The sequence below is a fragment of the Acinetobacter sp. genome, from assembly GCF_041919735.1.
In the GTDB taxonomy this organism is placed as follows: Bacteria; Pseudomonadota; Gammaproteobacteria; order Pseudomonadales; family Moraxellaceae; genus Acinetobacter.
In genome coordinates, this window is the sequence record NZ_JAYRTF010000024.1 from 1 (window position 1) to 18795 (window position 18795).

General features: G+C 47.4%; 22 protein-coding genes. 11 read left to right on the forward strand and 11 right to left on the reverse strand.

Features of this window, described 5'->3' with window-relative positions:
- Positions 1 to 301: 301 nt before the first annotated feature.
- The 3 genes from ACE3T3_RS12995 to ACE3T3_RS13005 all read right to left on the reverse strand — a co-directional run bounded on the left by ACE3T3_RS12995 (position 302) and on the right by ACE3T3_RS13005 (position 3159).
- Positions 302 to 1378 carry a DUF6670 family protein gene (locus ACE3T3_RS12995; RefSeq protein WP_374667599.1) on the reverse strand — a complete coding sequence of 359 codons (1077 nt, stop codon included), beginning with the start codon at positions 1376 to 1378 and terminating at the stop codon, positions 302 to 304.
- Positions 1379 to 1393: 15 nt separating this feature from the next.
- Positions 1394 to 2224, reverse strand: a complete 831-nt coding sequence (pssA, locus tag ACE3T3_RS13000; RefSeq protein ID WP_374667601.1) for a CDP-diacylglycerol--serine O-phosphatidyltransferase — start codon at positions 2222 to 2224, stop codon at positions 1394 to 1396.
- A 77-nt stretch (positions 2225 to 2301) separates the two neighbouring features.
- Positions 2302 to 3159 carry a 23S rRNA (adenine(2030)-N(6))-methyltransferase RlmJ gene (locus ACE3T3_RS13005; RefSeq protein WP_374667603.1) on the reverse strand — a complete coding sequence of 286 codons (858 nt, stop codon included), beginning with the start codon at positions 3157 to 3159 and terminating at the stop codon, positions 2302 to 2304.
- A 114-nt stretch (positions 3160 to 3273) separates the two neighbouring features.
- Here ACE3T3_RS13005 and ACE3T3_RS13010 point away from each other — a divergent pair, with 114 nt between their 5' ends.
- Both ACE3T3_RS13010 and ACE3T3_RS13015 read left to right on the forward strand, forming a co-directional pair.
- Positions 3274 to 3876: a 2OG-Fe(II) oxygenase gene (locus tag ACE3T3_RS13010; protein WP_374667605.1), complete on the forward strand. Its 603-nt coding sequence runs from the start codon at positions 3274 to 3276 to the stop codon at positions 3874 to 3876.
- Between the two features lie 58 nt (positions 3877 to 3934).
- Positions 3935 to 4462: a hypothetical protein gene (locus ACE3T3_RS13015; RefSeq protein WP_374667607.1), complete on the forward strand. Its 528-nt coding sequence runs from the start codon at positions 3935 to 3937 to the stop codon at positions 4460 to 4462.
- A gap of 128 nt (positions 4463 to 4590) precedes the next feature.
- Here the strand turns inward: ACE3T3_RS13015 and ACE3T3_RS13020 are convergent, their stop codons facing one another.
- The 5 genes from ACE3T3_RS13020 to ACE3T3_RS13040 all read right to left on the reverse strand — a co-directional run bounded on the left by ACE3T3_RS13020 (position 4591) and on the right by ACE3T3_RS13040 (position 9278).
- On the reverse strand, positions 4591 to 4848 hold the full coding sequence (locus ACE3T3_RS13020) for a DUF2789 family protein (RefSeq protein ID WP_374667609.1): 258 nt from the start codon (positions 4846 to 4848) through the stop codon (positions 4591 to 4593).
- A gap of 106 nt (positions 4849 to 4954) precedes the next feature.
- On the reverse strand, positions 4955 to 5215 hold the full coding sequence (locus ACE3T3_RS13025; RefSeq protein WP_374667685.1) for a DUF2789 family protein: 261 nt from the start codon (positions 5213 to 5215) through the stop codon (positions 4955 to 4957).
- Positions 5216 to 5450: 235 nt separating this feature from the next.
- Positions 5451 to 6437, reverse strand: a complete 987-nt coding sequence (locus tag ACE3T3_RS13030; protein WP_374667611.1) for a malate dehydrogenase — start codon at positions 6435 to 6437, stop codon at positions 5451 to 5453.
- 169 nt (positions 6438 to 6606) lie between these two features.
- Positions 6607 to 7260 (reverse strand): ribonuclease I, encoded by a 654-nt coding sequence (locus tag ACE3T3_RS13035; protein ID WP_374667613.1) that lies wholly within the window; start codon positions 7258 to 7260, stop codon positions 6607 to 6609.
- A 59-nt stretch (positions 7261 to 7319) separates the two neighbouring features.
- Positions 7320 to 9278, reverse strand: coding sequence for a transglycosylase SLT domain-containing protein (locus ACE3T3_RS13040; RefSeq protein ID WP_374667615.1), 1959 nt, complete (start codon positions 9276 to 9278; stop codon positions 7320 to 7322).
- Positions 9279 to 9590: 312 nt separating this feature from the next.
- On the opposite strand from ACE3T3_RS13040, the gene miaB reads away from it, so the two are divergent.
- The 5 genes from miaB (at position 9591) to ACE3T3_RS13065 (ending at position 13743) form a co-directional block, all read left to right on the forward strand.
- Positions 9591 to 11048 (forward strand): tRNA (N6-isopentenyl adenosine(37)-C2)-methylthiotransferase MiaB, encoded by a 1458-nt coding sequence (gene miaB, locus ACE3T3_RS13045; protein WP_374667617.1) that lies wholly within the window; start codon positions 9591 to 9593, stop codon positions 11046 to 11048.
- A gap of 37 nt (positions 11049 to 11085) precedes the next feature.
- Positions 11086 to 12171, forward strand: coding sequence for a PhoH family protein (locus tag ACE3T3_RS13050; protein ID WP_374667619.1), 1086 nt, complete (start codon positions 11086 to 11088; stop codon positions 12169 to 12171).
- Positions 12172 to 12180: 9 nt separating this feature from the next.
- The gene (gene ybeY, locus ACE3T3_RS13055; RefSeq protein ID WP_374667621.1) at positions 12181 to 12666 is read left to right on the forward strand and encodes an rRNA maturation RNase YbeY; all 486 of its coding nucleotides are present in this window, start codon (positions 12181 to 12183) and stop codon (positions 12664 to 12666) included.
- Positions 12667 to 12769: 103 nt separating this feature from the next.
- A complete protein-coding gene (locus ACE3T3_RS13060; RefSeq protein ID WP_374667623.1) occupies positions 12770 to 13072 on the forward strand; it encodes an antibiotic biosynthesis monooxygenase in 303 nt (100 codons plus the stop codon).
- A 254-nt stretch (positions 13073 to 13326) separates the two neighbouring features.
- Positions 13327 to 13743, forward strand: a complete 417-nt coding sequence (locus ACE3T3_RS13065; RefSeq protein WP_374667687.1) for a hypothetical protein — start codon at positions 13327 to 13329, stop codon at positions 13741 to 13743.
- Positions 13744 to 13784: 41 nt separating this feature from the next.
- Here ACE3T3_RS13065 and ACE3T3_RS13070 read toward each other — a convergent pair whose 3' ends face one another.
- Positions 13785 to 14663 carry an energy transducer TonB gene (locus tag ACE3T3_RS13070; RefSeq protein ID WP_374667689.1) on the reverse strand — a complete coding sequence of 293 codons (879 nt, stop codon included), beginning with the start codon at positions 14661 to 14663 and terminating at the stop codon, positions 13785 to 13787.
- Between the two features lie 239 nt (positions 14664 to 14902).
- Here ACE3T3_RS13070 and ACE3T3_RS13075 point away from each other — a divergent pair, with 239 nt between their 5' ends.
- From ACE3T3_RS13075 to ACE3T3_RS13090, 4 genes are all read left to right on the forward strand, one after another.
- Entirely contained in the window at positions 14903 to 15586 is a 684-nt protein-coding gene (locus ACE3T3_RS13075; protein WP_374667625.1) for a hypothetical protein, read from the forward strand.
- Between the two features lie 189 nt (positions 15587 to 15775).
- Positions 15776 to 16489: a DUF3108 domain-containing protein gene (locus tag ACE3T3_RS13080; protein ID WP_374667627.1), complete on the forward strand. Its 714-nt coding sequence runs from the start codon at positions 15776 to 15778 to the stop codon at positions 16487 to 16489.
- A gap of 89 nt (positions 16490 to 16578) precedes the next feature.
- Positions 16579 to 17154 carry a xanthine phosphoribosyltransferase gene (locus ACE3T3_RS13085; protein WP_374667629.1) on the forward strand — a complete coding sequence of 192 codons (576 nt, stop codon included), beginning with the start codon at positions 16579 to 16581 and terminating at the stop codon, positions 17152 to 17154.
- Positions 17155 to 17403: 249 nt separating this feature from the next.
- Complete coding sequence (locus ACE3T3_RS13090; protein ID WP_374667631.1) at positions 17404 to 17823, forward strand: hypothetical protein; 420 nt, start codon at positions 17404 to 17406, stop codon at positions 17821 to 17823.
- A 73-nt stretch (positions 17824 to 17896) separates the two neighbouring features.
- Here ACE3T3_RS13090 and ACE3T3_RS13095 read toward each other — a convergent pair whose 3' ends face one another.
- Together ACE3T3_RS13095 and wrbA are read right to left on the reverse strand one after the other, a co-directional pair.
- Positions 17897 to 18037 carry a hypothetical protein gene (locus ACE3T3_RS13095; protein WP_374667633.1) on the reverse strand — a complete coding sequence of 47 codons (141 nt, stop codon included), beginning with the start codon at positions 18035 to 18037 and terminating at the stop codon, positions 17897 to 17899.
- 72 nt (positions 18038 to 18109) lie between these two features.
- Positions 18110 to 18700 carry an NAD(P)H:quinone oxidoreductase gene (wrbA, locus tag ACE3T3_RS13100; protein WP_374667635.1) on the reverse strand — a complete coding sequence of 197 codons (591 nt, stop codon included), beginning with the start codon at positions 18698 to 18700 and terminating at the stop codon, positions 18110 to 18112.
- Between the last annotated feature and the right edge of the window lie 95 nt (positions 18701 to 18795).

Sequence of the window (18795 nt, forward strand, 5' to 3'; positions counted from 1 at the left end):
GTTGTTCTTCATAATCTCTTAATGATCTTCTTGCTGACTCGTCATCAGCAAGCTAGGTCGGCTATATTACGCTTTCTTTTCAGAAAGTCAACCAGTAATTTTAGATTATTTTTAAATTTTCTTTCTAAAACCAAACTCAATCAATCCAATCAAGTCTTTGTTTTATCAGAAGTTTTAATCTTCATCACCGCCGATGGATGTGCATTCTACAGCATTTCTCTTGCGTTGCAACACCCTTTTTCAGGTTTTTTCAAAATAATGCATTGTTTGTTTATTTATTCTGCAAAATCACTCTTTTTTTCTATTTTTTTAAGAAAATCGGCACCGAATCACGCAATTCATCTAGAAGTTTTTCTGTTTTATTTTTTTCCTGCCAGTTTAACGGCCGGCAATCAATGTATTCGCAATAGCCGCCCTCGCCTTCTTCTTGAATTCCATTAATGCTGATTTGATAGCTGAAACTGCCGGCATAACCCGCGCCCAAGCCAAATTTAAAATCCCCCCGGCTTTGCGCCTGAAGATGAATAGTGAAATGCCCACTCCGAATCGACCATTCAAATTCCCGCGGCAAGTACATCTTTCTTAAATTCGGCGCTGTAACCGCAGGGTAAAGCCGGTGTATTTGAAAATGCACGCCCTCATCGAACATTAAAACCTGATGCGCTTGCAAATCTTTCAAATAGGCGCGTGACTGCAAAATTCGATTGAGCCGGTCTCTGGTTTGCATAACTATAAGCTGGCGCTGCCCGCTTAAATTCACAATTTGCGCTGTATAAAATGCGATTGGAATAAAAGGAAAATTCATGATCCGGGCAAATTCCAGCGATCCTAATTGCTGGACGGCATAATCCTGCCCTTTGTAATTCAGCGTCCCTGAGCACTCAAACAGCTGCGACCAATATTCAGCCAGGCCCATACGCAGTTTGCTGTAATAGCAAAGACCGCCCGCGCTTTTGATATTCAGGTTAAAACTCAGCTCGCTGTCTATGCGCTGCAGCTGAAACGCGGGAAACTGCCCGCTGAAGCTTTCACGATCCAAAAACTGAAACGTCTGATTATGGAAACGGCAATCGCTATCGACCGCATAACGGCTGACTTGTCCAGCCATATGCATGCTGCTGCTGCACATCACTGTGGCTGTGTTTCGATTGAATCTGGTTTGATAATGCTTCTGATCAAAGATCGCCGCATTGGGGCAGCCGATGACACTGATAAAATTTAGATAGTGCAACGGCGCAGGCAGGTTGGGGATTTTCAATCCCAAGAGGATGCTTTTATATTGCGCTGTTTGCGCATGCAGAGGCAAACGGCGCGGAAGTTTTGCTGGAGTTTGATTCAGCTGTTTAGATTGATCAAGAAAACCTTTAAACAACTGCATAGCAAACTCCTTATATCATGAGGCTGCCGAATGTTTACGCGCAAGGAAAGTGGTTACAAAACCGGATAAAGCATAAATAAGCGAAATCACTAAAATGCCGACTGGAATGTTGTAGGTAACCGCCGCCAAAACAAAGACAATAATCGGTAAAACCGCAAAAGGAACGCGTCTGCGGTCCACAGTTTTAAAGGAATAATATTTAATATTGGAAATCATCAATAAGCCGACAGCAACAATCACCACCGCATTGACAATTTGGATGCCTGTTTCACGCAGATCAAAAACTTCTGGGAAATCCCGGGCAACCAGCACCAATGAAATAATAATCACGGCAGCCAGAGGACTGGCGACACCAATAAAGTAGCGCTTATCCACCACGCCAATCTGCACGTTGAAACGCGCTAAGCGGAAAGCGGCGCAAGCCGTATAGACAAAGCAGGCCGCCAATCCGATCCGGCCTAAATCATGCAGGCTCCAGCTATACATCAGGATAGCTGGCGCTACACCAAATGCCAGCAAATCTGACAGTGAATCAAACTGCTCACCGAATGGGCTTTGCGCGCCAATTGCGCGCGCAACGCGGCCATCCAAGCCATCAAACAGCGCTGCGATAAAGATCGCATACACCGCTTGCCCATATTCGCCATTCATACTGGCAATAATGGAATAAAAGCCGGACAGCAGCGCCAGCGTGGTGATCAGATTCGGCCACAGATAGATGCCGCGACGTTTGACCTTTTGCCCTTCGTGGGTATGCTCTTCTTCTTCCACTTCAAAAGTGATGCCGTCAAAAGCACTTTCTTCTTTGGACGAAATTTCCCGTTCAGGTTTATTTATATTTGTCATTCTTCGATCCTAACTGTCTTCGATCTCTATTGTGACCTTAAATCTTAATTCTCTTAAACTGGATGCTGGAATCCGGCTTATTCGCCGACCAGCCAGCGAACGGCAGCATGTCCGCCATTTTCCTGCATGCGCAGATGCGGGAACAGCCATTGCAGCGCTTCATCCGCATCTTCAGAAAACTTCCAAGGCGGATTAATCACCAATAAGCCGCAGCCATTCAAACCGACTGGCGTATCATCCGGCCAAACGCAGATTTCGCAAATCAGCTGACGGCGAATGCCGGTTTTAAACATTTTCTTCTCAAAACGTTCGATCATCGCGCGGTCTTTGATTGGATACCAAACTGCAAAAATGCCTGTCGGCCATTTTTTGTAAGCGGCAACCAACAATTCTACCAACTGCGGGAAATCTTTGCGTTCCAATTCGTAAGGCGGATCAATCATCACCAAGCCGCGCTTTTCTTTTGGCGGAATCACCCCGAGAAGGCCTTCATAAGCATCACGCTCATGCAGTCCCGCGCGCTTATCAAAAATATTGTGGCGCAGCTGCTGAAAAACGTCGCGCTGCATTTCAAAAATAGTGGCTTTATCGATTTCGCGCATGCCTTCCAAGGCAAACCACGGCGAACCGGGATAAGCGCCCTTGCCGAAATTCTCACGCATTTTTTCAACAATTTTCAGATATTGCTGAACGCCTTCCGGCGCATTGCGCTTGATAGAGTCATCCAATTTAACCAAACGATGAATACCGTGCAAAAACTCACCTGACTTTTGCGCTTCTGCAGTTGATAAATCATATTTGCCTGCACCGCCATGCGTATCTACATAGCGATATGGTTTATCTTTTGCATTGAGGCGAGCCAATAACTGAAGCAGCAGCACATGCTTCATGACGTCGGCAAAGTTGCCTGCATGGAAATGGTGACGGTAATTCATGTTTCTTTAATTCCTGATATCAACCGCTATTTTAGCATGAAAAATAGTTTCATTCCGATGCTTATCTTGCTCTAGAATAGCTGACCCTTTTTCTGTTCTTTTTACGGTTTGCTTATGGACGGTGTTCTACTCCCAAAGTCTTGGAATGTTGATCAAATCTTAGATGATTTAGATCAACACGGTTTCGCCATGATTGACGATGCCTATACGCCAGAATATGTGCAGGCGCTTTCGGAAGAATGCGTCTCGCATTTAAATCAATTCCGCAATGCCGCCATCCAAAATGGCGTGGTCAGCGACATCCGTAGCGACCGCATTCTTTGGCTCAATGAAGAGCTGGACATTGCTCAGCAGCATATTCAATATTTAAACGCCCTTTCAGCATATCTGAATCAGGCGTTTTTTTTGGGCATTCAAGAAGCTGAAGCGCATTTTGCCTGCTATAACGCAGGGGAATTTTATGCGCTGCACCGGGACAATCCGCAAGGCAAAAATGGCCGGATGATTTCCACGGTCTATTACCTGCACGAAAAATGGCAGAGTGATTGGGGCGGCCAGCTCAGGCTGCAGGATAAAAATAGCGAATGGCATATTATTGAACCGCAACCCAACCGCATTGCCATATTCCAAAGCGATCTGATGCATGAGGTACTCTTGGCCAAGCATCAGCGCTTATCCATTACCGCATGGCTGCGTAGCGGAAATTCAATGTGGTAAGCTTTAAATTTCCGTATTGATCCTCATATAAATGTCATTGCAAACGAGGAAGCCATCTATGTCTGACCATATCAAATCCATCATCCAGCGTATTGGTGAGACAGATCAATTGTATTTGCAAGGCAATCTGCCTGAGCTAGCGCTCGAACGCGCGGATCTGCGGCTGCAGCTGGTGATGCAAAGCCAATTGCGCCAAGAACAGATTTACTTCCTGCAAGAAGCCGTGGTGCTGCTGGAGCAAGGGCGCATTGAGTTTGAGGAAATGCCGCTGCGCCTCTATGCGGATTTATCGCTGCATTTAGCCAAAGCCTATATGATTTATTTTGAGATTACCCGTGAAGCGCGTTTTGCCACCATCACGCAGCAAATTTTAAAGCCCATAACGCATCATGATTTCGGTGATATTTATTTCTTCCTGGCCTATGCTTCAGCGGTGAAAAATGAACCGTCACTGACCCGCCATTGGCTGAAAAAATACAGCGCCACCCAAGCCTTTGACTTGGGGCTGCTGCGTGAACATTCTGCTTTTAAAGAATTCCATACGGCGCCTTGGTTCAGCCAGATGCTTCAAAGCAAACTGCACTAAAAGCATTGGCGCGGCAAATTAAATTCCATTTGCAAATAAGCACATAAAAAAATGCCTCCATGGAGGCATTTTTTTATGTTCAAAATTCAATTTATGCTGCGCTTCATCAGCAATAACAAACTGCGCTGTCAGGCTGTTTGCAATTTATAGGCATCCATATGCAGCTGTTGGTTCAGTTCATCAATCCAGATGGCCCAGTCATCATCCTGCACCAAATGGCTGATTAAAAAGTCACGCTGCGCTTTATTCCAAAACGGCGCATCGTGCAGGTTTTGCTGTGCAGAAAGCTGATGTGTACGCACATACAGTTCAATCGCTGCCGGACTGCTGGCCAACCCCAATTGGGAAAACAATAAAGCTAAGGATGGTGTGTTTTGATTGAGCATCTCGCCCTCCTTATCAACTAATTTGTCATTTATTATTCGATTAACTTATATGATATGGATAAAAAAACCTAGCGTTATTTGCTAGGTTTGTTGTTTCAATTTGTGTTTACAAATTGCATGACCCCAACAGCTTGTATTCCTTATGCAATTGCTCATTTAAAATATCCACCACCATGGCCCAGTCATCATCTTTTTTCCAGTGGCTGATAATGAAGTCATGCTGCGATCTGCTCCAAAACTCAGCTTCATGCAAGGGAATATCCATCGTCAGCTGATGAGTCTCAATAAACTGATCAATCGCCTCTGGGCTTGAGTCCAATCCCAGCTGATCAAAAAAGAGTTCTAAAGTCGGTTGCTGGTCAAACATAGCCTTTCTCCTCAAGCCGGTCATCGCCGGATAGCATTTTTCAATGCTGTCAGTATTGTTGGTGCTTTCTGTATCATCATTGCCTGAGCGGATAGCATCTGTCAGTTGCATCTCTATCTCAGCATGTTACTTTTTGTTTGTTTTTTAATCATATTGCTTTTTTAATATAAATCATTCAGGCATAAAAAAGCACCCCGAATGGGGCGCTTTTTTTAACTTAATCTAAAAGATTAAATTATTTAACCATGTCAGCTACTGCTGCACGCTCTTCTTCCAGCTCGTTTAGAGTGAAGTTGATGCGCTCACGGCTGAATTCGTCGATTTCAAGACCTTGAACGATTTTGTATTCGCCGTTTTCAGTAGTTACAGGGAAACCGAACATTACGCCTTCAGGGATACCGTAAGAACCGTCAGAAGGAATACCCATAGTTACCCATTTGCCGTTTGTGCCAAGAGCCCAATCGCGCATATGGTCGATTGCAGCGTTAGCAGCAGAAGCAGCAGAAGAAAGGCCGCGAGCTTCGATGATTGCAGCGCCGCGTTTACCAACTGTAGGAAGGAACACGTCTTTGTTCCAAGCTGCATCGTTGATTTTGTCTTTCAAGCTTTCGCCGTTTACAGTTGCAAAACGGTAGTCAGCATACATTGTTGGAGAGTGGTTGCCCCAAACAGTCATAGTTTCGATGTCAGAAACTGCAACGCCAGCTTTTTGAGCAAGCTGAGTCAACGCACGGTTGTGGTCAAGACGAAGCATTGCTGTGAAGTTTTTCGCTGGAAGATCTGGAGCAGATTTCATTGCGATGTAAGCGTTAGTGTTTGCAGGGTTGCCTACAACAAGAACTTTAACATTACGGCTAGCAACTTCGTTCAGCGCTTGGCCTTGGCCAATGAAGATTTCGCCGTTCACTTTAAGCAAGTCAGCACGTTCCATACCAGGACCGCGTGGACGTGAACCAACCAATAACGCATAGTCAGCATCTTTGAATGCAACTTTAGGATCATCAGTACCGATCATGCCTTCCAATAATGGGAATGCACAGTCGTCAAGTTCCATCATTACGCCTTTAAGCGCAGCTTGAGCTTTCTCAAAAGGAACTTCGAGCAATTGCAAAATAACCGGTTGGTCTTTACCTAGCATTTCACCGCTTGCGATGCGGAATAATAGGCTGTAACCAATTTGACCTGCGGCGCCAGTAACGGCAACACGAACTGCTTGCTTCATCTAATTATCTCCAATTGAGGATATTCAATGCGATTAAATAGTTAGTCCATTTAATCTAATAATCATAAACGCCAAAGATTGTACTCCAATCCTTAGGCACTTGCATGAAAAAGAAAATGCTTTTCAACAAAAGTATGATAGAAAATATAAATAAAATATCTTTAAAACGTCAGAAAGAACCTTTAATCGTGAAGGAAGGCGGACAGCTGCTCGACACGATTCCGGTACAGGATTTATATACTCCATTGCTTTTATAGCAAATTTTAATATCGGTCAGAATGCTGCCGGCATAAGACGGCTGACAGCTGAATTGCACGCCATTGGCCGGCAAGCTGCTGTTCAAGCGCATCATTTTATTGCGCAAAACCGCCGCCTGCATTTGGCGGGTTTCCTGGCTGGTCAGCTCTTCCGGGATTTTCAGCTTTTCCGCATAAGTAATAATGGTGCGGAAATACTGGCTGGCATTCATCGGCACACAGCCGCCAATGTCATGCCACAGCGCATTGCGCGCATTTTCATCCGGCATGACCCGCGCCACCACTTTGGCCTGAATCGGCGACAGCTTTACCGCACTGCTGCTGAAACAGTCCAGTGCATTGGTTTCAGGATACAGCCCGGTAATATTCAGGGAATAGCCTTCCATGCATTTGCGCTTTTTATTGCGCTGCGGATCGAGTGAACACACCGCCGGCACCAGCTGCACATTCATCATGTAGCCATGCACAACAGGCGCCGAAAAAACAGCAGATGACACCAAACTGCCGCCCGCCGCTAAAAGCGAAGCCTGCAATAGTGTTGTTGTTCTCCCGTTGATCAGCCGCATTCATCATCCCCCAATCATGCGCTTATTCTATTTTCGGATGCATCAATTGATCTGCATTTTTACTGCACGCCGCGCATTGGAATCACCTGCATGCGCTTGCGGATCGACTGCGCGCCCTGCCCCAGCAAAACGCCATAATGCGTTGCATTGGTCATGACATGTTTCACATAATCGCGTGTTTCAGTCAATGGAATTGTTTCCGCATATTGATCCGCTTCTATCCCCTGATTTTCCGGCTGCCAGCGGCGCGCGCGGTTTGGCCCCGCATTGTAGCCTGCGGTCGCCAGCACCGGGCTGTTGCTGAGCTGGCTTTGAATCATCGACAGGTAAAAGGTGCCGTAACGGATATTGGTATTCATATCGCTCAGCGCAGCGGGGTTATAGGTTTCACCCATTTGACGCGCCACCAGCTTCGCAGTATCCGGCATAATCTGCATCAGGCCACCAGCGCCGACATGCGAACGCGCGCTGGTCACAAAACGGCTTTCCTGACGCATCAATCCATACGCCCACGCAGGATCAATGCCCGCATTGCGGCTGTGGCTGACCACATAGGACTGATGCGGCATGGCATAGCGCAAGCTGTAATTATGCTGATTGACGGTGCGGTCTGCCGCGTAGATCGCGCGGTCATACCAGCCCATATTGGTTGCGCGCTTGGCCGCAGCCAGCAGCAGGCCGTCATCTTTTTTCAGATAGGCCTGACGCACCGCCCAGTTCCATTCACGGTTCACATAATTGTCGGGCGCATTGACATTGCGCAGCGCAAAGGCGCGGCGGAAATGAATGTCTTGGCTCAAGCGCTGCGCATCGGCACTGCTGGGCTGCACATTGCCCGGCACACTGCTGTAGCTCTGGCCAATATGGTCTTTGGCCAGCAAGTTATGGTAATCATCGCCCTGCGACAGCCGTTTAAAAATCTCTTGCGCCGTTCTTTTGGAAGCGGCATCGCCGCGCTGTTCCGAAGCACGCGCCAGCCAGTATTGCCAGCGGTCTTCCTGACGCTGCGTCACGCTCATGCTGTCAATGGCGCGGATCAGGCTTTCCCACGCGCTGAAGCGGATTGCCTGACGCGCATAAATTTCAGCTTCTTCCGGACTAAACGGCAAGCCATAGCTGGCATCCAAATAGCTCAGCACATCACGGCTGAAATTATTTTTCATCACCGTGGTGCCGCCAATATAGCCCACCGTGCGGTACAGCGCGCGCTGTACATCTTCCGGCACGCCTTCAGCCGCCCGTTTTACAGACGCCATCGCTGTATTTAAATCGCTGTCCGCCATACGGCCCAGCGCATAAATCAAGTAAGCCTGATCTTCTTTGGTATTTTTCGGCGCTGACCATAAATAGTTCATTGGATTGGCCTGAATACTGTTCAGCTGCGCCAAAGATAAATTCATATTGATGCTTTGCGCAGTGGCAATCGCTTGACCAGACTGTCCGGCGCGCAATTGGCCCCATAAGCGCTGCTGGCGGTCCTGCTCGGTCATCAGCGGACTGGACAGCATCATGCGGCCTAAGCCGGTGCAGGAATCCGGCTGTGAATTGGTGGTCAGCCAAACATCTTTAAATTCAGCATAAATCAGCGGATCGCCGGACTTAGCGCGCACTTGCGCCACGGCGCAGGTTTCCGCCTGATCCGGATTGCTGACATATTGCAGGATCGGCTGAGCGGAATTGAAATCCGCCATTTTGACTTTTTCTTCGACATAATCGGCTGCCAATTTTTCCGCCATAGCCGATTGCGGATAGCGCTGCGCAAAACCCGCGATTTGCGCGGCCGGCTGAGACGCTAAATTGCTGTTCAGCAGCCAATATTCAGGATAATAGCCCAGCGCATCATTTTGCATGGCATACTGGTATTGCTGCAGCATGGCGGTGTTGCCGGAATTGGCTGCGCGCAGCGCCTCGTTAAATTGCTCATCTGCCGCCTGCACGCTATAGGACATGCAGGCCGAAACCGCGCCCAAAGCAAGCAGCTGATAATATTTATTGAGTGTCCAGACTTTATTTAACATCCACTTGCCTTCTTTTATTCACTTTTAGCCTTAAATGCCGCACGCCAATCATTCTTCAGCTAGTTTAATAACTCTAAACCAGCCGTATTGTTGTGTTATGTAACCTTATGATTCAACAATATTAATTTTCAAACATTTTTACTTCACAAATCAATCTTTAATGCGTTTCATTTTAGGCTATAAGTTTATATCGAATTACTGCTAAAATACGCGCCTTTCGTAAATTATAGAGATGAATTGCCGCCAGCCGATGCTGCATTATGCTCAGCCAGCGCTGCAATCATATTTCCTGTTTATCCTTTAGGAGCCTACATGACGGTTCAAACCTTCATTCCGAATGGTGCCAAAGCTGCCTCAGAAAACACTGTTACCCAGCCACAGCACACCCCAGCCATCGACGGTTCAGTGAAAAAACTGTACATCGAAACGCAAGGGTGTCAGATGAATGAGTATGACAGTCACCGTATGGCAGACCTTTTAGGCGATTCCCACGGCTATGTGCTGACCACCGACCCGAAAGATGCCGATATTCTGCTGATGAACACCTGTTCTATCCGCGAAAAGGCGCAGGAAAAAGTCTTTTCTGAATTGGGCCGCTGGCGCAAGCTGAAAGAAAAAAATCCAGACCTGATTATTGGCGTCGGCGGCTGCGTGGCGTCACAGGAAGGCGACAACATTCAAAAACGCGCCAACTATGTGGATATGATTTTTGGCCCGCAAACCCTGCACCGCCTGCCGCAAATGCTGGATCAGCATTTTGAGCAAGTGGAAAAGCCGAAAAAAGAAAAAATCAAGCTGGTGGATATTTCCTTCCCGGATATCGAAAAATTTGACTATCTGCCGGAACCGCGTGTCGAAGGCTACAAAGCATTCGTATCGATTATGGAAGGCTGTTCTAAATACTGTTCATTCTGCGTGGTGCCCTATACCCGCGGTGAAGAAGTATCGCGTCCGCTGGATGATGTGCTGGCTGAAATCGCCACACTGGCGGAAAAAGGCGTGCGTGAAATTTCCCTGCTCGGCCAAAACGTCAATGGCTACCGCGGTGAAACCTTTGAAGGCGAAATCTGCACCTTTGCAGAGCTGCTGCGTTTGGTTGCAGAGATTCCGGGCATTGGCCGCTTGCGCTATACCACATCGCACCCGCTTGAATTCAATGATGATTTGATTCAATGCTACCGAGATCTGCCGCAAATGGTTTCGCATCTGCATCTGCCGGTGCAAAGCGGTTCCAACGATGTGCTGCAGGCGATGAAGCGCAACCACACCATTGATGTGTATATCGAGAAAATTGCCAAACTGCGCAAAGTGCGTCCAGACATGCATTTGTCTTCAGACTTCATCATCGGCTTCCCCGGCGAAACCGATGAACACTTCGAAGAAACCTATCAATTCATCAAAGATATGGACTTCGACCACTCTTACAGTTTTGTCTATTCAAAACGCCCAGGCACACCGGCTTCAGAGCTGGAAGACACCACACCTGAAGAGGTGAAAAAAGAGCGTTTGGCCAAAGTGCAAAAATGGATCAAGCAGTCCAGCATTGAAAAAACAGATGCGATGCTCGGCACCATTCAGCGCGTGCTGGTGGAAAATGTCTCTGAAAAAGATCCGAACCTCTTGGTCGGCACTGCAGACAACACCCGCTTAGTCACTTTTATCGGCGATGCAGACTGGGTTGGACGCTTTGCGGAAATTGAAATCACTGAAATAAAAACTTTGAATTTAGTTTACGGCGAGCTCTTGAATCTTGAACCTGACGTGGCGTAATGTAAGGGCTAAACTCAAGACAACTTAAGGAATTCTCTTGACTGCAGCGATTCGGCGTACAGTAACTTTTCCTGGCGTTTCCAATGACCGTTTGCAAAGCATGCTCGGTGCTTACAATGGTCATTTGAAACAAATCGAACAACGTTTAGATGTCAAAATTTCCCATCGGGGCGAAGCCTTTTTTATTGATGGCGAAATTGATGCTGTAGAGAGAGCGGAAGGTCTATTGCACCGCCTGCATGAAGAATCTGAAGTGTCCAGCCAAATTACGGCAGACACTCTTCATTTGATGATTCAAGGCAGCCAGACCGACCGTGAATTGCAGGAAAACTTTGAAGGCCAAGAACATACGGGGCTGGAAGATGTTTACCTGCAAACCCGCAAAGGCCGCATTAACCCGCGCGGCGCCAACCAAAAGCGCTATGTGCAGCGCATTTTGCAAAGTGATATTTCTTTCGGCATCGGCCCTGCCGGCACAGGTAAAACCTATCTGGCTGTGGCGGCGGCGGTCGATATGCTGGAACGCAATGAAATTCAGCGCATCCTGCTGGTCCGCCCTGCGGTAGAAGCCGGTGAAAAGCTGGGCTTCCTGCCGGGCGATTTAGCGCAAAAAATCGACCCTTACCTGCGTCCTTTATATGATGCGCTGTATGAAATGCTCGGTTTTGAAAAAGTCGCCAAACTGATTGAACGTCAAGTGATTGAAGTGGCGCCGCTCGCCTATATGCGCGGCCGTACGCTCAATCATTCTTTCGTGATTTTGGATGAAGCGCAGAACACCACGCCTGAACAGATGAAAATGTTCCTGACCCGTTTGGGCTTCGGCTCACGCGCCGTCATTACCGGCGACATTACGCAGGTCGATTTGCCGCGCGGCCAGCAATCCGGCTTGTCGCATGCCTTGCGCGTCATTGAGAAAATCAAAGAAATTCATATTACCCGTTTCCACTCCCGCGATGTGGTGCGTCACCAATTGGTACAAAAAATTGTTGAAGCCTACGAGGGATGGGACAGTGACCAGCAGCGTTTAAGCGCTGCAGCCCGTGCAGAACGCAAAGCGCTTCAAGAAGCATTAATTGCCGACAATGACGCCAAAGCCGATGCACAAGATGAACAGAATTAAGGATTCATTTTGAAACTTAGCCTCACCCTGCAGCAGGACTTTCAAGCGCCTGAGCTGGTATTGAAACGCGCCTATATCAAAAAAACGGTGGAAACCGCTTTACGCTATATCGGCACACAAAGCGACTGCGAAATCGGCATTGCCTGTGTCGGCAATGAAGACAGCCATAAATTGAATCTGGAATACCGCAAAAAAGACAAACCGACCAACGTACTGTCTTTTCCGAGCGATCTTCCGGACGAAATGGCGGCAATTTTAGAGGTGTTTCCTATTGGCGACTTGGTCATCTGCATCCCCGTGGTCTTGCAGGAAGCCATTGAACAGCAGAAAACCCCGATTGAGCATTTCACCCACATGCTGGTGCATGGCGCGCTGCATTTAATGGGCTATGACCATGAAACGTCTGAAGAAGATGCAGAAGAAATGGAAGCCCTAGAGATCGAGATTCTCAAGAAGCTCGGTTTCGACAATCCATACACGGTTAAAGAAGATTAAACAGCAAAAATTTAAAAGCGGGCTTCGGCCCGCTTTTTTATACTTTCAGGATCATTCAATATCCTTTTTCACCGCTCATAATAAGCATAAATGCAGGTTCACCATGAAATATGTGGTCATTTTCAAAGCTGAAATTAAAAATTTTGATAAACGATATGCAGAAACTGCGCAAAAATTGCGTGAAAAAGCACTGAATAAATTTCATTGCCAGCGCTTTGAGGCGATCTGCGAAGATGGCCAAGAAATTGCCCTCTCCTATTGGAATCAGCTGAGCGATATTCAAGCTTGGCATGCCGATGCAGAACATCTGGCGGCGCAGCAGCTGGGCAAAGCACAGTGGTATGCGCATTTCAGCGTAGAAGTTTGTGAAGTGCAGCGCCGCTACAGCAGTCCGCAGCCTGAATGATCCTCAGCGTTCAGCGGGACCTATCTGCAATAAAAACCTTATAGAACAGATATTCAGCTGAAAAGCTCCTGCCGGCTTGGTGCTGCCGGCGAAATACCTGAAAGATCCGCTTGCAATTTCATCGGGTGACGTCAGCCAAATCATCTTTCAGCGGCAGCGATCTATGCTAAAAATAAGCTGCACGGCCGAATATGCAAGGGAGGGTTTTCATGAATCAATTTTTATCGGCAAAATCATTGAGGCATCAAACAAACATGAAAGGCTTGCTGGCTCCGCTGCTGCTGAGCGCCATCAGTTTTTCCATGCCGCTGCAGGCGCAAACGGCCAAAGCATGTCCAGAAACGCCATTCCAGCAGGCGGATCAGGCTTGGGCCGGACATTATTATTTGCAAGGCGTGATGGAAGTCGGTTCGGAACTGCTGCTGGAGAAAAACGGCAAATTTAAATGGTATTTGGCGGTCGGCGCTTTAGACCAATATGCCGAAGGCACATGGTGGAAAAATGGCAGCTGCATCGGCTTAAACGCCGCGCCCAAGTTCCGCGCAAACTTGCAGATTTTTCCCGCCCAGCTGAACCTTTCAGAAAAAAATCTTGACGTGACGTGGATGGATGGCCGCCAGCAGGGACGCTATGTACTAGCCCAACGGGAAAACAGCACAAAGACAGAATAGCCACCACAGCCAGCACGAAGCATAACTGCAGTTAAGCCTTCTTAATGCACTTCAAATTCCGCTTCCGCCGGGTCAAAGCGCCAAGTCCGCACAATGCGCAGCTCAGAGATGTCTTTCATTTTTGCATCAAAGCTGCCAAAAGGCGCGGCTTTGCGGACAGAAGTCTTGGCCGCCTCATCCAGCATGGCATGTCCTGAGCTTTCAATTAAGCGGATTGCGCGGATGCCGCCGCTGCTGTTCAAGATCACCATCAAGCGCACTTCACCGGCTAAACGCTGCTGCTTGGCGGCATCTGGATAATAGCGGTTGCCGTAAAATTCGACCTTTTGACGGAATTTTTCCATATAGGCAGCGGTATCATCCTGTTTGGCCTGAATGCCGTCAACGGTTTTGATTTTCTGCTGGCGGCTGAAGTTTTGCTGGCGCTGCAAATACTGCGCTTCAATGCTGGCGATCATGGCGGCTTTGGCCTGGAACTGGCTCTGCATTTCATCCGCCGCTTTTTTACGCTGATTTTCTTCCGCCTGCTTTTGCCAGCTCAGCGTGGTCATCAGCACTTTTTCTTCAAAATTCAGCTCACGCTTCTGCTGCATTTTTTCCTGTGTTTCATGCTGCTGCTCACCGGTGCTCTGATCCACCATCGGCGCCGGCATATCGGCCGCCATGCGGTGCGCTTCGCGGAACTTGCCTGAGCCTTGCTGATCGGCCTGCGCTAAAAAGTCCGCATGCTCCACTTTGCTGTCGCTCGGACGCAGGGAAACGGCAATTTCTTTGGTCGAAACATCATTTTCCTGCGGCATGGCAAACTGCAGGGTCAAGACGGTTAAATGCAAAACCGCAGCCAAGCCTAACGCGCCGGTAAAAATCGGGTCTTTCCACCAGTCTTGAATTAAAGGCTTTAAGGTCATTTTTTTCAGCATCACATTTTTACGACAATTTGCCGAATTCCCCAAACACTCGAAATGAGTATAAAATACAACTTCGTTTTCATTTTTAAATAAAACTGCCCAATGCATCATTAAATGACTTGGACACATTTAAAATCCTAAAAATGCTGCAATTAATTTTGCTAAACTGCAAGCGCAGAACCTTGTATTTTTGCATAATTCGACAAGATACCTCAAAATTTTAAAAAAGCTCATTTGCTGGGATGCTATATATGCAAACGCTCATTTCCAATATTTCAAGACGAATCCGTCAAGCCTATCAAAAGGCGGAAGGATTTATTGAAGATGAACGTGAATTTCCACTGTCTCAAGTCTTTCTGAACGCGACCTTTCAGCGTTTTGTCACCGACAATGTGCGCATGCTGCAGGACCTGCACGCAGATCTGCATGAAGACTGGCTGCGCCTGTACGCCACGCTGAATTATAACGGCATGGACATTACTCTGTCTGTGGACTTGAAACTGGTGCAGATGGAGCTGAATAAAAATACCCAGCTGATTGTTTTTGAGCAGATCGGCGATACCCAAGTGATTGATGCCAAATACCCGAATATATTATATAAATGGGGCGTCAAGCTGGCGCTGTTTTTCTATCAGAAGATCCTGAATGATGATCCGCTGGGCATGATTTTAGAAAAGCTGAACGTGATTAAAGTCAAAGATGATCTGCTGCATTTGGACTTGAACCGCTGGCTCGGCAAAAAACGCTCCATCATTGATACCCTAAGCAAGGTGCATGTCAACCATGCCATCTTGCGTGAAGCTGAATTGGTGGTGATCGGCAACGTCAATTTAGCCGCGCTGTTCAGCAAAATGGCGCAGGAAAAATTAGATGCCTGGGATGACTCGGACTTGGCTGAAACCGAAGTCACGCCGATTAAGCAAAAAAGCAAATAAGTGCTGATAAGGCCCTGTTTTTAAAGCGCGCATATAAAAAAGCAGCAGTAAATATACATTTGCTGCCGCTTTTTCACTTCCATCTTCACAATCTGCGCGCATACTGAATACTCATCTCTGGATGAATGTGAAACGGCGGCCAGATCCGGCTGTTTCACAACACGACAACTTCATAGGAATAATTTACTTATGGCTAAGCTAGCTATTAAATCATTAGGTTTTGCTGCAGGGGTAAGCACTGCACTGCTGTTTACTGGATTCGCAAGCCAAGCGTTTGCCATGAGTCCATTCCAAGCCAGCTATCAGTTCAGCTACAATGGCAAAAATATGGGGTCGGCCACCCGTACCCTCAGCAAATCCGGCAATAACTGGTCTTATGTCTTTGCAGCCAAAGCCGGCGGCATCGCCTCTGCGACAGAAAGCAGCAGCTTCAGCTTCAATGGCTCCAGCATTACATCCGGCAGCTTCAAGCGCACCAGCAAAATTTTAGTGCATAACAACACCATGAGCATTAACTTCAATCCAGGCTCAAAAACCATCAGCACGCAAAAAGATGACAAAGCGCGTTCATTTGCATGGAAAGCCGGCGTACTGGATGAGCTGAATGCGGAATTGCAGATTCGTGAAGACCTGAAAGACGGCAGCTTAAAATCCAGCTACTGGATTGCCGATGCCAAAGAAGTTGAAGCGCGCAAATTCGTCAAACAAGGCGCAGAGAAAGTCAAAACCAGCTACGGCACCTTTGATACCGTCAAAGTGGTGATGAAACATGATAAGCCAGGCCGTGAAACAGTATTCTGGCTAGCGCCTAAATTAGACTATGCACCAGTCAAAGTTACACACCTTGACGGCAAAACATCTTACGGCTTGCTGTTAACGGGCTATAAAGGTGCAACAAATTAATTGATTTGATCAATTTCGCTTGCATTTTTCTCGGTGCTTTTTAAAATACGCCTTTGCTTTAAAAAGCACCTGCCCTTGAGGATTCTCCCGTGTACGCACTAGAACAGAAAATCTTAGCTGAAGGTATCGTTCTATCTGAAGAAGTTCTGAAAGTCGATTCTTTCTTAAACCACCAAATTGACCCCGTGATGATGCAGCAAATTGGTCAAGAATTTGCGCGCCTATTTAAAGATGCAGGCATCACTAAAATTATTACCATTGAAGCTTCAGGCATTGCGCCTGCAGTGATGGCTGGTTTAGAACTTGGCGTTCCGGTAATTTTTGCCCGCAAATATCAATCTTTAACCTTAAAAGATGATTTGTACCGTTCAAAAGTTTTCTCTTTCACTAAACAAGTGGAAAGCACGATTGCGATTTCTAAAAAGCACATCGATGCATCAGATAAAGTCTTGGTCATTGATGACTTCTTGGCCAACGGTCAAGCAGCGCTGGGCTTAGCTGACCTGATTCACCAAGCGGAAGCCAGCGTCATCGGCATTGGCATCGTGATTGAAAAATCATTCCAGCCGGGCCGCCAAATCCTGCTGGACAAAGGCTACCGTGTTGAGTCTTTGGCACGCGTGAAGTCTTTGGCAAACGCGACTGTTGAATTTGTCCGCGACTAAGGGCAAGGCTTCATCAAATTAAAGAGCGCCGATGCGCTCTTTTTTATTGCGTCATAGAACAGTAAAATCAGAGTGATCGCAAATGCCGCCAAAGATTACGGCGCTTTAAAAATCATTACAAAAATGCCATATTTCAGCACTTCTGCGTTTTGGGAAAAACGCTATGGTACAGATATTATTGGAAAACAAAGCTCTAGCTCTCTTAAAAGCAACAGCTTTATAAGATTAATCTCAAGGACAGCACCGTCTATGACTACAGAGACCACAGATTCATCAATTCCCCCTCACGCTATCGCCTGCCCTAAATGCGGATCGGCAGAGGTGGTAAAGCGCGATCATGAGCAAAGCCTGCAAAAAATTGGCGGCGTGCTGCTCAGCGGCGCCGGCACGGCGGCAGGCACAGTCGGCGGCGCGGCATCCGGCGCATCCATTGGCGCGATGATCGGTGCAGCCGCTGGCCCGCTGGGCGTCATTATGGGCGGCACGGTCGGCACTTTCGTCGGCGCAATCAGTGTCGGCATCACGGGCGGCTTCCTCGGCCACCGCTTCGGCAAAAAAGCCGGCGTGATTGTCGACCAAAATGTCTTTTTGGATTATCAATGCCAAAAATGCAAGCACCGTTTTAATGAACAGCATGGCGCTGAACGTAACGAAGAGCAGCAAAAATAAAGCTGTACATGGTCTGAGAATTATAAAAAAAAGAGCGCATATGCGCTCTTTTTTTATTTTAAGCCTCAGCAATTTACTGCGAAATATCTGCCAAATGCTTTGCTTGGCTTTTGACCGTCTCCTGCTGCACGGTAAAGTCCGGCTTTTCCTGCTCATTCCTTGCAAAGTTTTCAACGGCTGCCAGGCAATACAGTTTAAAAATTTTAATCGCCATCTGGGTTTATTTTCCGCTGGCCGCCGTTGCATTGATTTGTTAAACAACAAAACCCATGCAATCCGCGCCTGTTTAATGCAGCTTTTGCACCAGCTCCGCCAAGCGCTTGCCTTGCGCTTCACAGAGCGCTTTTTCATCCGGACTCAATGACCAATCATGGCGCGGGCCGCTGACATGGCTGGCGCCATACGGCGTACCGCCTGTTTTGGTATTCGACAAGGATGGATGCTGATTGCTCAGCCCCATCACCATCATGCCGTGATGGAACAGCGGCGGCAGCATGGTCAGCAGCGTGCTCTCCTGCCCGCCATGCATCGAGCCTGATGCTGTAAACACGCAGGCTGGCTTGCCATGCAAAGCGCCATTCAGCCAAAGGCTGGTGGTTTGATCTAAAAAGTATTTCATTTCAGAGGCCATGTTGCCGAAACGCGTTGGCGAGCCCAAAGCCAAGCCTGAACAGTTCGCCAGATCATCCAGCGTGCAGTAAATATCGCCGTCTTCTGGAATGCTGGGTGCCGCTTCAGTCACAACCGCGGCAATCTTCGGCACCGTTCTGATTTTCACAGCAGCGCCCGCCGCTTCCACGCCATTGGCAATCAAATGCGCCATTTCTTTGGTTGAACCATATTTGCTGTAATAAAGAACAAGGACGTAAGGCTGCATAATTTTGAATAAATAAGATGAAAAAAGAAAACTATACGGTATTTTTCTGTTTTTTTGGGTAAGCTACTTCATGAAAATTGAGAAAAGATGATTAA